Genomic DNA, 16,176 nt, shown 5'->3' with positions numbered 1-16,176 from the left:
TAGATTAAAATTCAACTGTGACTCCAACTGTGTAGGTTCTGGCTAATGGGAAGGTGCCTTGATCGACTCCTAGGTTTATGTTTTGATTGCTACCTGTTTGAATGGATCCTATCTCTGGATCGATTCCATCATAGCCTGTCAGTGTGAAGAGGTTAGTTGCCTGAGCGTAAAATCTTGCTGAGGATATACCTGCTCTAGAGACTAGGTCTTTGGGTAGGTTGTATCCTACTTGAAGGTTTTTCAGCCTGAAGAATGAACCGTCTTCTACGAAATAACTGTTGGGTGCGTTTTCGAAGTTTGAAGTGGTAAAGTTGTTGCTGAGCTTAGGAATACTTCCTCCTGTATTGTCTTCAGACCATGCGTCTAATGCTCTTGTACTTCGTCCTCCGTTTGGAAATGATGGGAAGTCGGTAAAGAATTTGGTATAGTTATAAATCTCATTTCCTTGGGATCCACTGAAGAATAGTGATAAATCAAAATTCTTGTATTCTAATACTACGTCTATACCGTAGGTGAAGTCTGGGTGAGGGGATCCTATAAAGGTTCTGTCATCATCATTGATAACATTGTCTCCGTTTGTGTCTGCGTATTTGAATCTTCCTACGCCGTCGGCTGGAGTAGCGAATCCTTGATCTGGGGAATTGGATACTTCAGTTTCAGTTTGAAAGATCCCGATAACTTCTCTTCCGTAGAAGGAGGATAATGGTTGTCCTGCTTGTGTTCTGGAAACGGTGTTTGATCTTAGGCTTTCTCCTACGAAGAATGTGTTTTCTCCTGCATTAATTTTTGTTACTTCATTGTCGTAGGTGCTTACATTGAGGACAATGTTGTATCGAAAATCAGAATTGGTAACTCCACTGCTATACCCTAATTCAAATTCAAACCCTTTGTTGCTCATTTCTCCTACATTGGCAAATGGTGCGTCTGCTATGGTGGAGGTGGATGGCAATGGTGGGGCTAAAATCATATCTTGTGTAGTGATGGCATAGTAATCGGCTGTTAGCTTTAGACGATTGTCCATGAGGCCTAAGTCTATACCTATGTCCCATTGATCAGATGTTTCCCATGTTAGGTTAGGGTTGCCTACTGCGGCTGTACTGATACCTGCTGAGTGACTGCTTCCGTCAAATGAATAGAATGAGTTTTGATCATTGAATGTACTAATGGTGACATTTGGATTTGCTGTAGGGATGGATTGGTTACCCATTTGTCCCCATGATCCTCTAAGCTTTAGAAATGATATTGGTGAGACTGCTAAGAAGCTTTCTTCTGATAATATCCAGCCTAATCCTACTGCTGGAAATACTCCTGAGTTTTGGCCTGAGTTGAAGCGAGAAGTTCTGTCATTTCTGAGTGTGAATGATGCTAGATATTTACCGTCATATTCGTAATCAAAGCGTCCAAAGAGGGAATATAATGAGGATTCTACATTGAAAGTTTCGTCTCTGTCTGCATCGATGCCTGTGGATCCTGTTCCTGCACTGATTACTAGGAAGTCTTCATGCTCGTATTGGAAATTTTCTTGAAAGACGGCTGTCTGCCTACTATTAGAGCGAATAGCTTCTGTGCCTAGTAGTATTCCAAAATCATGGACGTCATTGACTTTTATATCGTACTTGAGTGTGTTTGTCCATACGTAGCTAGTGGATATGAAGTCTTTTTCTGTCAGCCTATTGATACTGATTGGCTCGGAGTGTTCTGGGTTCAGCGCATTAAAATCATTGTTTTTGCCGGCTACATAGGTTACTCCTAAACTTGTCTTTGCTGTCAAATTATCTAGGATATCGTATTCTAAAAATCCGTCAGAGAATACTGCAAATGTTCTGTTTTTATCTCCTGCGATTTTGGCTCTGTCGAGTTTTGCGAAGGGGTTGACTGCATTACCGAGTTGGTTTGCTGCTCCTGAACCTGCGTAGTTTCCTCCTTCATCATATACTGGTATCAACGGGCTTGCTCTATAGGCGAGTGAGATTGGGTTTTCGTCATTGTACTGTGAGGGTATTGGTTTTTGAACACCGTATGCTACATTGGTATGTTGGCCTACTCTTGCTTTTTTTCCTATGTTAAATTCTGTGTTTACTCTGGAGTTGAATAGTTCGAAACCTGTTCCGTGAATGATCCCTTCTTGATCGAAGTATCCAGCGGACATCATGTATCGACCAGCTTCTGACCCTCCTGTTGCTGAGATATAATAGTTTTGAATTCTAGCTGGATCAAAGATCTCTTCAAACCAGTCGGTTCCATCACTTGCTCGAGTGGTTCTATTATTATCAAAGTCATATGGGTTATCTGGGTTTCCTGACAAGTAATCGGTCAATTGTCCACTTGGGAAGTGAATAAAGTCTGTACTTCCGCCATCATTTCTATCTGCTGTGAGCAATAAATCACCTAACTGCTGTGAGCTAACCATGTCTGGTAGGTTAGTTGGCATCTGAATACCATAGTAGGCGTCCATTGTGAGTGTTGGTTTTTTGGTGACTGATCCCATCTTGGTGGTGATGACTATTACGCCATTGGAGGCTCGAGCTCCATAAATCGAGGCTGCTGCTGCGTCTTTTAAGACTGTAATCTCTTTAATATCCTTACTATTGATCGCTCGTATGGCTCCTGATGATGGTAGCTGAACACCGTCTACTATGTAAAGTGGGTCGTTATTACCTGTACTACCATACCCTCTTATTCTGACTAGCGGGGCATCACCAGGTTGTGCTCCTGATACAACTGTTACACCTGTCACTCTTCCTTGAAGTGCTTCGGTGGCGTTGGCTACTGGTAGCTTGAGTGCTTGCTTTGTGTCTACTGTAGCTATTGAGCTAGTTACTTTCTCTCTGGACTGAGTAGTGTACCCTGTTACTACTACTTCTTTTAGAGATTCAATGTCTTCTTCCATCATCACATCGATGGTCAATCTACCGCCTACTGTTACTTCTTGAGATTTCATCCCTATAAATGAAAACTCTAAGACTGATTCTCTTGAGGGAACAGAAATAGCATACGCTCCATTTATATCTGAAATGGTTCCATTCGTGGTACCTTTTACAAGAATCGTTACACCTGGTAAAGCATCTCCATTTGAAGAAGTTACTTTACCACTAATTTTAGTGTCCTGTGCAAACGCGCTCTGGCATGTTAGTAGTATTAGAGCTAACATGGTCAATTGGCTGCACCACCAGACCCTGTTTCGTATTAATTTAGTCATGTTTGAAGTTTTAAGATTCAAATACTTATTCGTTAAAATCACTAATCAAAAGTCTTGATTACAGCATAATTAGTAGCTGGGGATTTGTCACAAACGAACTGGGTAATTGTTACAAAAGGGGTAAATAATCAATCTAGAACTGTTTTAACCACTTTTTTCTGGGGTTTTTACAGTGTATTCTGAAGGGTTCACACCAAACTGTTTTTTGAATGAGTCCCTGAAATATTGTAGATCATTGAAGCCAACCATGTAGGTGACTTCCGAAATGTTAAGTTCTCCTTGACTAATCAACTGAGCGGCTCTCTTCAGACGAATAGATCTTATAAACTCATTGGCTGACTGCCCTATCAATCCTTTAAGTTTTCTATAAAGTTGCATCCTACTCATACCTAACTCTCTCCCTAAATCATCGACGTAGAAGTCAGAGTTTGACATGTTGTTTTCAATGGCTTCTACTGCCTTAGCTAAAAACTCCTCTTCTTTACTGGCTATTTTGATATTCTTTGGTTCGATATTCAAGGTCGTCTTATTGAGTAATTTATCTCTGACATTATCGCGTGCTTTCAATACATTTCTGACTCGGAGTTTTAAGAGTTTTGGGTCGAATGGTTTGGTGATATAATAGTCGGCTCCTATTTCAAAACCATTGATCGCACTATCATTGGAGGCTTTTGCGGTCAGTAATATCACTGGTATATGGCTAGTCTTAATGTCATTTTTGATGACTCTGCAAAGTTCTAATCCATCCATCACTGGCATCATCACGTCTGAAATAACAACATCGGGTACCTGATCTAAGGCTATTTGAACTCCTTCTTTACCGTTTTCTGATTCTAGAATTCTATATTCTGAGTGAAGAATATTCTTCATATAACTTCGAATATCCAAATTGTCCTCTACTATCAATACTTGTGGTAAACTGGATTCTTCTTCGTCAATTTTAGAAGTGCTTTTTTCATCCTGAATTAAAAAGCTTCCTTTTAACTGATATTCATATCCTTTATCAGTATCTATAAAATCTTCTGGCTCAAAGTGTGATTCTCCTTTCAATAGGTGTACTTCGAAGATAGTGCCTACTCCTTCTTCACTTTGGAATTCTATCTTGCCTTTCATTAAATTGACTAATTCCTTGGCTAGGGATAAACCCAAGCCTGTTCCTGAAGATTTGGTCTTGTGACTTTTAACTCTATAATACCTATTGAAAATAAACTCTTTTTCTTCTTTTGGGATTCCTATACCGTCATCTGATACAGTAACTACAACTTCTTCTTGATAGTCCTTTAAGGTAACATTTACTTTTCCATATGGCTTGGTATATTTAAAAGCATTTGATAATAGGTTAGTAATGATTTTTTCTAGCTTATCTCTGTCAAAGGATAATGTGATCTCTTTCTCTGGCATTAATATTTTATACCTAACGTCCTTTCTAGTTGCTAGTGATGAAAATGAATGAACTATTGGTTTTAGAAATCCTACTACATCTTCCTTCACTACATCAAGTTTCATCTTGCCTGATTCTAGTTTTGATAGCTCAAGAAGTTGATTGATTAGATTTAACAGACCTTCTGCATTTCTGAGCATCATTGCTACTTGTGAAGTATTACTAGTATAGTTCCCCTCTTCCATCATGGCTTTAAGTGGCCCCATTATTAAGGTCAGTGGAGACCTGAACTCATGTGAGATGTTTGCAAAAAAGCTTGATTTCATTTCATCCAATTCATGCATTCTTGCTAAATCCATTTGGTCTAGTTCGATCTTGTTTTTTAGTCTTTCTCTATTTACTACTGTACTATAAAACCAATATAAAAGCCCAAGACCTATCATTACATAGACAGTATAGGCCCAATATGTATCATACCAGGCTGGGGTAATTTCTATTTTGACTTGTGCTTCATTGACACTCCAACTGCCATCGTTGTTGGTTGACTTTACTTTGAATACATAATCACCTGGGGGTACATTGGTGTAGAATGCTTCCTTTCTATTCCCTGCATTTTGCCATTGTTGGTCATAATTGACCAATTGATAGGCGTAAATATTTTTTGGTGACTGGGAATAATTGAGTTGCGAAAAGTGAAAACTGAAATCATTCTGATTATATCTCAATGTAATCGTCTTAGTATCCATTAAGTCCTTGGTCAACGGGGAGCTGTTGCCAACTTTGACGGATTGGTTATAAAGTTTAAAGTCAGATAGATAGATCTTTACGTCCTTGTGATCGTCTACAATATGATCGGGTGAAATGGCATTAAAGCCTTCTATACCTCCGAATAATAAATCTCCATTGGACAATTTGAGACTAGAGTTTTTAAAAAACTCTAGTGACTGTAGTCCATCATGTAAGTCGAAATTTTGAATTGAATAATTATCGATGTGTAATCTAGAAATACCTTTATTGGTACTTAGCCACAAATTATTACTTATATCAAATTCAATAGCATGAACCACTTCATCAAGAAGGCCATTTCTTTTGCCGAACTTTTCAAAAAGTCCTTTTTCCTTGTCATATTTATTTAGTCCTCCACTTGTTCCAAACCAAAGTGAGCCTTGGGCATCTTCTTTGATTGAGAATATAGTATTGTTGCTAATTGAATTTGGATTATTAGGATCATTTACAAAGACTTGAGATATATACCCTTTCTCTTTTCTTTCTAGTTTATTAAGTCCAGAGCCTTCCGTTCCAATCCATATATTTTGATCTGAGTCTTCGAAGATGCAAGTAAGCAGGGTTGAACATAGTCTAACTGAATCGGTCTCTTGATAAGTAAAACTTTCAAAAGTATCCTTGTCAGGGTCATACCTTAGAGCTCCACCTCTGAATACTAGTATCCAAATCTTGCCAAAGGAATCTTCAATAATAGAAAAGACCACTTCTTTTTCTTTATCTGTATTGAATTCATGTCTAAGGTCAAATTTTTCAAACTTGGCGTTACCTCTCTTTTTTACAAAAACTCCTCCTTGCCAAGTTCCGATCCATACATTGCCTCTACTATCAGTCATGAGACTCAAAATCTCATCTGGGAAGTTTTGATTGGTCGAAGATGAATAATGATGAAATTTGTTTTTCTCAACATCCCAATAGTTCAAACCACCTCCATCAGTAGCCACCCAAACATTATTATTTTCATCCTCTGCGAAAGCACTTACTGCACCTAATGACAAAGATGTCTCTGTGTATGGACTATTTTTATATTTGGCAAATTTCCTTACGCTTTTATCAACCTTGAAAAGGCCTCGATTATAAGTCCCTACCCAAATGATCCCAGAGTTTCCTTCGTAAAGAGACCATATTGAATTGTTCTTAATGCTGTACTCAATTTTTGGATCACTCACATACCAGTTCTCCTGCCCTTGCGAAAAGTCTAGAACGCATAGACCATCATTTTCAGTACCTACCCATAGCTGTTCATCTGCATCTTGCAGTATGGATAAAATAGAATGTGTGTCACTTTGAGATTTAGTAAATTCAATATGGTCAAATTCGTATCTGCCTTCTCTATGATAGGTAACTCTATCTACTCCTTTATCAGTCCCTAACCACAAGTCTCCGTTATTTCCTAAAGTCATTGATCTAATCACATTAGATATTGGAGAAGCGGGTTTTTCTTGTCCTTCTTTATAATGAATAAACCTCTGTGTATTAATATCGAATAGATTCAGACCTCCTCCCCATGTAGAAACCCACATCTTTCCAGGGCCTGCGCTTACTATTTCTGTTATGTAATTAGATGATATTCCTAATTCATCTTCAACATTGTGGATATATTGAACCAAATCATTGGATTCACGATCCCAACGGTAAAGCCCCGAATTAAGAGTTCCGATCCACAAATTTTTATAGTCATCTTCGTAAATGGCGCTAATAGTTACCCCATCCAATCCGTAATTGGATAAAATCGACTTATAAGATACAAATGTGTCTGACAGTTCATCATACCTACATAAACCGTCTCCAAGGGTACCTACCCAAAGGCTCTTATCTGAGTCAATGTATAGAGATGCGATGAAGCTACCACATACCGTAGTAGAGTCTAAGTCATCATGATGATAGGCTGTGACATCCATTCCATCATATCTATTTAATCCATTGCGAGTTCCTACCCATAAAAAACCTCTATGGTCTTCTATCACGACAGAAGCTGTATTCTGAGAAAACTCATCTTTTATTTGTATGAATTGAATTTCTCTATTCCTTGACTGAGCATTTGCAGTAATACAGAAGAAGGTCAGTAGTATAATCAGTACAATAGTATACCGGCTATATTCACATATATTAAGTCTCATCATGGGTAAATATTTCAAGAAAAATGATCTAATAGAATAGGGTGAAATATTTACCCTACCCAATTGATATATATCCCTTAGTCATTCACTAATCTGTTAAGTCAATTTTGTATTCATAATTTAAAAAATAACGCTTAGAAATGAAGATATGCTTGACTCCTATTTTAATAGGCTTATCGCTAGCCATCGTTTTGGCTGGATGTAAAGAGAAATCTCCCTCAGAAAACCCAAATAAACAGTCCCAATTAGTCGAGGAACTTATTGCTGAGATGAGTCTAGAAGAAAAAGTTGGACAAATGACTCAACTTACTTTGAGCATGTTCATGACTGATCAAAATGAGTTGGATATTGATAAAATCCGACATGCAATAGTTACGAAAAAGGTGGGGTCAATTCTCAATGTAAATGGACGGGCTTTAAGCATTAGTGAATGGCACACGCTCCTTAATAAAATTCAGGATATAGCGACTAAAGAAACAAATCTAAAAATCCCCATACTCTATGGAATAGATGCTATACATGGTACTTCCTATACTCAAGACGCTACCTTATTCCCTCACAATATTGGAATGGCTGCTACTAGAAATGTGAACCTCGTTGGCAAAATATCTAAGATCACAGCTATGGAAACCCGTGCCTCAGGTATAAGATGGAATTTTGATCCTGCATTAGGTGCTGGACGTCAACCTCTTTGGTCAAGGTTTGAAGAAACGTTTGGAGAGTCTGAACACATAGCCGCTGAAATGGGACTAAGTGCTATCAGGGCCTATGAGGAAGATGGCTTAAAAAGTCGTACTGCTGTAGCTTCATGTATGAAACATTTCATAGGCTATTCTAACCCTCGAAGTGGTAAAGACAGAACTCCCGCATATATTCCAGACATAGAGCTCAGAGAATTCTATCTTCCAGCTTTTGAAGAGGTTGCTCAATATTCTTCTACTGCCATGATAAATTCTGGTGAAATAAATGGAATGCCTTTGCATGGTAGTAAATATTACCTTCAATCAATTTTGAGAGATGAATTAGGATTCGAAGGATTAGTAGTTACAGATTGGGAGGATATCAAAAGATTATTCATCAGACATAAAATAGCGTCTTCACCTAAAGAAGCAGTTAGAATTGGGATCAATGCAGGAATTGATATGAGTATGGTACCTTCCGACTATAGCTTCACGGACTTCCTTATAGAATTAGTGAATGAAGGAAAAGTATCTATGCAAACAATTGATGCTTCCGTACGCCGAATTCTTAAACTAAAGGAAGATTTAGGTTTATTTGACAATCCCTATCCAGAACCAGAAGCGGTTAAAAACTTTGGTAAGAAAGAATACACTCAAGCCGCATTGCAAGCTGCAAGAGAATCCATCACACTATTAAAAAACAATGGTGGCTTACCATTATCAAAGAAAAGTAAAGTACTATTAATGGGCCCCGCAGCTAATAATAAAGGTTGTCTTCATGGCTCTTGGTCATTTACTTGGCAGGGTGACAACGAAAATAATTATCCCGCAAGTACCAAAACACTATTAGATGCTCTAAAAGATAAAATTGGGGTTGAATCAGTGATCAGTAATGCTCATACTGATTTCAATCACCCTTCTAACACTGATATTAGCTACCTAAAGTCTAAAGCAACTAACTCTGATGTAATTGTTTTGGCTCTTGGAGAAGTCTCATATGCAGAGTCACCAGGAGGAATAGACAATCTTGAACTAGATGCTAACCAAATAAACCTAGCCAAGGCTGCTTTCAAAACAGGTAAACCAGTTATTGCCTTACTAGCCCAAGGAAGACCTAGAGTCATCTCAGAAATAGAACCAGGTTTGGATGGAATAGTTAACCTATATCGTCCAGCTAGCCAAGGTGCCAATGCGACAATGGATATTCTATTTGGGGACTACAACCCAAGTGGCAAGTTGCCATATACGTATCAGAGGAACACAGGAGATATTTTGCTTTACGACCGTAAGGGGTCTGATGAATTCAAAGAAATATCTCCAGATGTATATGCTGGTGGTGGTTATAATCCTCAATGGCCTTTTGGTCATGGCTTAAGCTATACAGATTATAAGTATGATCGGTTAGAATTAAATAAATCAATAATATCAGAAGGTGACAAACTAAAAATATCATTGACGATCCAAAACATTGGAAATATGGATGGTCTTCATAGTGTAGACTTATTTATTAAAGATCACTATGCCTCAATATCGCCTTCATTTATGAGACTCAGAAAGTTTCAAAAAGTACAGCTTAAAAAGGGTGAAAGTATTACAGTCAACTTTACTGTATTACCAAAAGATCTTTCAATGATCAATGAAGTTGGTGATCGAGTAATCGAACCTGGAACATTTTCTATTATTATCGGAGATCAAATTGCAGAATTTCAATATCAATAAGTCAATGAAGTCAATCTACATCTTTGTATTTATGATTGGTTTCTCAAGCTGCCAATCACCAAACATTCATGACTATAAGTATCAGATAATACAATCTTCTTCTACTATTTCAATTGATGGAATAGGGAATGAAGATACTTGGACAAAAGCCAAATGGCTACCTATTGATCAAAATTGGGTGGGACCTGATTTATCTAAAGAGGACTTTTCTGGCAGATTCAAGCTAGCATGGGATCAAAAGTTCCTATACGTACTAGCAGAAATTGTAGATGATACTCTAATAGATATTCATTCAGACCCGTTAAAAGCATATTGGGATGATGATTGCTTGGAAATATTCATAGACGAAGATCTATCCGGAGGAAATCATCAATACAATCATAGTGCCTTTGCGTATCATATTGGGTTAGATAATAACGTGGCAGACATCGATACCAACCAAAAGCCTGTTCTCTTTAACGATCACATTGAATCAAAAAGAATTTCATCTGGTAATAAACATACTTGGGAAGTAGCTATTAAAATATTCAATGAAGATTTCTCGATTTCAAAGAGAAATACCCCTACCAGATTGACGGCTTTAAAAGAAATGGGCTTTGCGATAGCGTATTGTGATAATGATTACAGTTCTACAAGAGAGAATTTTATTGGCAGTGAAATAGTAGTAGGTGAAGACAAAAATAGGGGCTGGATTGATGCTGGTATCTTTGGGAGCTTAATATTAATTCCAGAGAAATAATCCTTTGGTTTTAAACTCATTTGTTGAGCTTAATTAAAATCCCTGAACCATAAAACCACCTCTTACTTATTAGTAATAGTCTACCTTTCGTCATATAGTTTAGTTGGGGTTTGACCCAAAAAAAGCCATCCCGAAAATTCAGGATGGCTAATTTTTTTATCAAAACCATTCAGGTTTATCTCATCAATGTCTGTTCTCTATCTGGACCCACTGAAACAATTTCAATTGGAAGCCCAACTTTTTCTTCGATGAACTTTACATATGACTTTACAGTCTCAGGTAAACCATCATAACTGCTAATCCCTGTTAAATCCTCACTCCAACCTGAAAGAGATTCGTATATCGGAGTTACTTCCTCAGATAAGTCAAATGGTAACTGCTCAGTAATAGTGCCATCTGCTTTCTTATATCCAGTACAAACTTCGATAGTATCAAACCCAGTCAATACATCTGCCTTCATCATGTATAACTTAGTAGCACCATTGATCATAGTTGCGTATTTCAGAGCTGGAAGGTCTAACCACCCACATCTTCTAGGACGTCCAGTTGTCGCTCCGAACTCTCCTCCATTTTCGCGGATTTGCTCTCCAATTTTATCATGTAACTCGGTTGGAAATGGTCCACTTCCGACTCTTGTACAATAAGCTTTGAATACTCCAAATACGTCTCCAATTTTATTAGCTGCTATACCTAAACCTGTGCATGCTGCAGCAGTGGTTGTGTTTGAACTGGTTACGAACGGATAACTTCCAAAATCTATGTCCAAAAGAGAACCTTGAGCTCCTTCAGCCAAAATATTCTCTCCAGCACTTAATTTTTCATTTAGGTAATATTCACTATCAACTAGATCAAACCCTTTTAAAAACTCAATAGCTTCAAAAAACTTAGCTTCGTCTTCAGTCAAATCATACTCGTACTCAAATCGTTCAAGTATGGCAAAATGACGTTCTTTTAATTTTTCGTATCTCTCTTTGAAATTTGGAGCTAAAACATCTCCAATTCTCAGACCGTTTCTAGAAATCTTGTCAGTATAAGTTGGTCCGATTCCCTTAAGTGTAGATCCTATTTTATCTTTTCCTTTAGCTTGTTCGTAAGCTGCATCCAATACTCTATGAGTAGGAAGAATTAACTGTACTTTTCTCGACAGACAAAGAGCCGACTTATTATATCCATCAAATTTCTCAAGTGCTGCAATTTCTTTTTGGAAAGTAATAGGGTCGAGTACAACACCATTTCCTATTACATTTTTTGAGCCTTCATGAAAAATACCAGAAGGTATCTGATGCAAGACATGTTTTGTATTACCGAATTTCAAAGTATGACCAGCATTTGGTCCTCCTTGGAACCTTGCTATTACATTATACTTCGGTGTCAAATAATCAACAATCTTTCCTTTTCCTTCGTCCCCCCACTGGAGTCCAAGCAATACATCTACGGACATGCTTTATCTTAAATTATTTGTTCAAAACTTGTTTTGCCTTATCTAAATCATCCTCGATTGTGAAGATGTTATTGAGCTTGGTAATAACTAGAAGTTTCTTGACTTGGTCGGATGGATTGACCAATACAACTTCACCGCTCTTATTTCTAAATTTTGTCAGAATTGTAATCAGAACACCTATCCCACTACTATTAATGTACCTTACATTTGAGATATCTATTGCACATTTCGTGGTGCCTTGATCAATAGTATCGGTGACCGACTCTATGATCTCAGGGCCGTTTTCCTCACCTATGAGGTCACCATCAAATAAGACAACCATAATGTTATCTTCGATTCTGAAACTATATTTCATGGTTTAGGGATTATTCTTCGATCTTTTCTTTCTTCTTGGCGAAGAAGTATAGCGAGTGATGTTTGATATCTATATCAAACATTTCTTCCAAGGTTTTTTTAATATTTTGAATCCTAGGATCACAAAATTCCAACACCTCTCCTGAGCCTTCCATTAAAATATGATCATGTTGCCTAAAGCCATATGACTTCTCATATTGTGCAAGGTTCTGGCCGAATTGATGCTTAGTCACCAAATCGCACTCTACCAAAAGATCCAAAGAATTATATACAGTAGCTCGACTTACTCGATAGTTCTTGTTCTTCATACTGATGTACAAAGTCTCTACATCGAAATGACCTGATTTACTGTAAATTTCTTCAAGGATTGCATACCGCTCAGGAGTCTTTCTAAGACTCTTCCCTTCAAGAAATTTTGTAAAAATGCTCTTTACTTCTTCGTAAATCTTCGATTTTGCAGCCGATTCTTGTTCTGTTTGACTCAATTCTTTTAATACTATTGTATTCTGACTAAAATAAGGGAGCAAATATAGTTCATTCAACTTATTAATTGTCAACTATATCGTATCTACTGACACTTTCTACGCTATCGATACTTTCTAGTTGTTCAATTAGCTCATCTAAATGCCCAGTGTCGTCTACATACAATTGAATTGTCCCTTGGAAAATTCCATTGTCCGTTTCAATAGAAAAAGACCTCATATTCACTTCTAAGTCACTTGAAATAACCTCGGAAACATCCTTGATCATTCCCATTCTATCTGTACCCACGATCTTAATCCCTGCTAAGAAAGCTATTTGCTGCTGAGAGGTCCATTTAGCCTTTATAATCCGATAGCCATAATTAGACATGAGCTCAGTTGCATTTGGACATGATGTCCTATGAATCTTAATCCCATCACTAACCGTAACGAATCCAAAAACATCATCTCCTGGGATCGGCTTACAGCAATTGGCATACTTATAGTCAACCAAGTCCATATCGTCTCCAATCAACAACAAGTCTTGTCCAGATGTCTTTGCTTTTTTTGCCGCTTCGGCTACTTCCTTTGGAGTATTATATTTCTTTTTAGCTCTTTTGACTGGTTCAGCTACTTGTGGTTTTACCTCACCAATTTTCTTAATCTCCTTAGGATCAATCTTACCCGTACCTACTTCATAGAAGAAGTCCAGTGGAGTTTTAACACCAAAGTGAGCTACAAGCCTATTGATGGTATCATTGGATAGATCCATCTTAATTTGCTTAAGCTTCCTTATTACGATTTCTTTACCGTCACTTGCTGCCTCTTTCTTTTCTTCTTTCAAATAATCCTTGATTCCCGAAATCGCCTTGGAGCTTACCACAAACTTTAACCAGCCTTCGTTTGGTCTCTGCTTGGCTGATGTCAGAATCTCTATCTGATCTCCGTTCTTAATTTTGGTATTGAGAGGTACAAGTTTTTTATTGATCTTGGCACCTAAACAAGTAGCTCCTACCTCTGTATGAATATCAAAAGCAAAGTCCAAAGCTGTGGCGCCATTTGGAAGGGTAATCAATTTTCCTTTTGGAGTAAAAGCATAAACCTCTTCATTGAATAGGTTAGACCGAAAATCGTCTACAAATTCAATTGCCGAAATGTCATTCTGCTCCAATGATTCTCTTACTTTGGAAATCCACTGATCCAAAGACGATTCTTCATCCTTACCATCTTTATACTTCCAGTGAGCAGCATATCCTTTTTCTGCGATATCATCCATACGTTTGGTTCGAATCTGAACTTCCACCCACTTACCTGTTTTGGTCATTACAGTGGTATGTAACGATTCATAACCATTTGCTTTAGGAATACTTATCCAATCTCTTAATCTATCAGGGTTCGGTTTATAAAAATCTGTAACGATCGAATATATATGCCAACAACTTGCCTTCTCTTTTTCAAAGTCGGTATCAACTATTACTCTAATGGCGAACAAGTCAAATACCTCTTCAAAAGGTATACCTTGTTTCTTCATTTTATTAGAGATCGAATAGATAGACTTAGGGCGCCCTTTAATTTCAACTCTATATCCTTGATCATTGATGGCTTTCATCAATGGACGAATGAAGCTTCGAATGAACTTCGCACGATCATCTTTAGTCTCTTTGATTTTACGAGCGATCATCCTGTATTGATCTGGCTCGCGATACTTCATAGACAGATCTTCTAATTCTGTTTTGATCGCATATAGTCCAAGTCTATGTGCTAATGGAGCATACAAATAGAAGGTCTCTGAGGCTATTTTGAGTTGTTTATGCCTTGGCATACTTCCCAAGGTTCTCATATTGTGAAGTCGGTCGGCCAACTTGATCAGAATTACTCTTGTATCTTTAGAGAGAGTCAAGAGCATTTTCCTAAAGTTCTCGGCTTGTTCTGAGATACTATCTCCAGGAACGCCTGAAATTTTGGTTAAACCATCGATGATTCGAGTGATCTTAGGACCAAAATGGGTATTTATATCTTGAAGTGTCCAATCTGTATCTTCAACAATATCATGCAACAAGGCAGAAATAATAGATGTAGGACCTAAACCAATCTCCGCTACACAAATAGTAGCTACTTCTATAGGATGATAGATATAAGGTTCCCCAGACTTACGACGCATCTCTTTGTGTGCATCTGCTGCTGCATTAAAAGCCTTTTTAATTTGCTTTGCATCGTCATCTTTTAGGTATGGTTTAGCATATCGAAGCAACCTACGATATCTGCGTAGAATTTCTTTCTTTTCCTCCTCTTCATCGATCACATGACTCTCTATCATCTACAGAATATATGTATTGGTTTCATATCAAAAATACGGACAAAATAGGACTGAAAACACCTGAAAATGTAGTCTTGAAAATTTTCTTAAATATTTTTCGGTCAGCTATTGGCAAATTGATTTCGTTTTCTATTTTTGCACCTCCAAAATTTCAAAACGCGGATGTGGCGAAATTGGTAGACGCGCTAGACTTAGGATCTAGTGCCGCAAGGCGTGGGGGTTCGACTCCCTCCATCCGCACTAAAGAGACTGTTCAAAAGACAGTCTCTTTTTTGTTTTAGAGCTATTTTTTCAAATGAGACCAAGCTCAATAAACCACAATAGCACTCCTACTCTTTTTTGATTAGAGTTTCGAAAGAACAACCTCAAATGCAGAAAATCAAAACTCTTTTGTACCTCTTCAAAAACAGGAGCTAATGCTTTAATAGGTTTTATTACACTCTAAAAACAAGAACCTATATTAGCTAGATGTGATTTCCAACAAAAAACCACTACTACACGCTATAAACCACTTGTAATGAATACTATAATTCATTTATTCCTAGAATAATTCATTCATCAAATGGCAGAATTCATTACTAGAGTGGTAGAACTCATTTTTACATGGAATAAATCACTCATTCCATGGAAGAACTCATTCTTGATGCGGAATAAGTCATTGTTAAGACAGTAGAATTCATAGCAAAACCAGTAGAAATGATTTTTAAGCAGAATAAGTCATTTCATAACTAACAAGTCCGAATTCAAAGACTTATTATTTGACTCTAAACGATTTGTCACACAACAACTTTAAAAACTTATACTCTACAGATAGTACTGATTGTTGTCTAACTGGTTAATCCTTCCTGAAAAATTGACATAAAACTTTCATGAATAAGGGAATTCACCCACAGGCATGAAACTCGTTTTAAATAGAAACCAAACTATAAAACGATATGTCTACAGTAGAATTCCCTCAGCTAATTGAACGCGGTTGTGGCCT

At 37.5% G+C, this 16,176-nt stretch carries 8 protein-coding genes and 1 tRNA gene; 3 read left to right on the top strand and 6 right to left on the bottom strand.

Translation table 11 applies throughout. The features are described 5' to 3' along the window. Positions 1-4: 4 nt before the first annotated feature. Positions 5-3,199, bottom strand: a complete 3,195-nt coding sequence (locus DKG80_RS20940) for a SusC/RagA family TonB-linked outer membrane protein (protein WP_109833345.1) — start codon at positions 3,197-3,199, stop codon at positions 5-7. A gap of 144 nt (positions 3,200-3,343) precedes the next feature. Beyond that, complete coding sequence (locus tag DKG80_RS20935) at positions 3,344-7,486, bottom strand: two-component regulator propeller domain-containing protein (RefSeq protein ID WP_109833344.1); 4,143 nt, start codon at positions 7,484-7,486, stop codon at positions 3,344-3,346. Between the two features lie 137 nt (positions 7,487-7,623). On the opposite strand from DKG80_RS20935, the gene DKG80_RS20930 reads away from it, so the two are divergent. Together DKG80_RS20930 and DKG80_RS20925 are read left to right on the top strand one after the other, a co-directional pair. Further along, the gene (locus tag DKG80_RS20930; protein WP_109833343.1) at positions 7,624-9,882 is read left to right on the top strand and encodes a glycoside hydrolase family 3 N-terminal domain-containing protein; all 2,259 of its coding nucleotides are present in this window, start codon (positions 7,624-7,626) and stop codon (positions 9,880-9,882) included. Between the two features lie 4 nt (positions 9,883-9,886). Next, positions 9,887-10,621 (top strand): CBM9 family sugar-binding protein, encoded by a 735-nt coding sequence (locus DKG80_RS20925; protein WP_221409170.1) that lies wholly within the window; start codon positions 9,887-9,889, stop codon positions 10,619-10,621. 175 nt (positions 10,622-10,796) lie between these two features. Here DKG80_RS20925 and DKG80_RS20920 read toward each other — a convergent pair whose 3' ends face one another. The 4 genes from DKG80_RS20920 to DKG80_RS20905 all read right to left on the bottom strand — a co-directional run bounded on the left by DKG80_RS20920 (position 10,797) and on the right by DKG80_RS20905 (position 15,194). Further along, positions 10,797-12,062, bottom strand: a complete 1,266-nt coding sequence (locus DKG80_RS20920) for an adenylosuccinate synthase (protein WP_109833342.1) — start codon at positions 12,060-12,062, stop codon at positions 10,797-10,799. A gap of 13 nt (positions 12,063-12,075) precedes the next feature. Beyond that, positions 12,076-12,417, bottom strand: a complete 342-nt coding sequence (locus DKG80_RS20915; protein WP_109833341.1) for an STAS domain-containing protein — start codon at positions 12,415-12,417, stop codon at positions 12,076-12,078. Positions 12,418-12,427: 10 nt separating this feature from the next. Next, complete coding sequence (locus DKG80_RS20910) at positions 12,428-12,901, bottom strand: Fur family transcriptional regulator (protein WP_185140186.1); 474 nt, start codon at positions 12,899-12,901, stop codon at positions 12,428-12,430. Between the two features lie 61 nt (positions 12,902-12,962). Next, the gene (locus DKG80_RS20905) at positions 12,963-15,194 is read right to left on the bottom strand and encodes a RelA/SpoT family protein (protein WP_109833340.1); all 2,232 of its coding nucleotides are present in this window, start codon (positions 15,192-15,194) and stop codon (positions 12,963-12,965) included. Positions 15,195-15,352: 158 nt separating this feature from the next. Here DKG80_RS20905 and DKG80_RS20900 point away from each other — a divergent pair. Next, a tRNA-Leu gene (locus tag DKG80_RS20900) sits at positions 15,353-15,434 on the top strand. Positions 15,435-16,176 lie beyond the last annotated feature (742 nt).

The sequence above is a fragment of the Reichenbachiella versicolor genome (assembly GCF_003171675.1).
GTDB lineage: Bacteria > Bacteroidota > Bacteroidia > Cytophagales > Cyclobacteriaceae > Reichenbachiella > Reichenbachiella versicolor.
The sequence above is the reverse complement of the archived record's forward strand: the minus strand, read 5'-3'. Positions and strand labels throughout refer to the sequence as shown.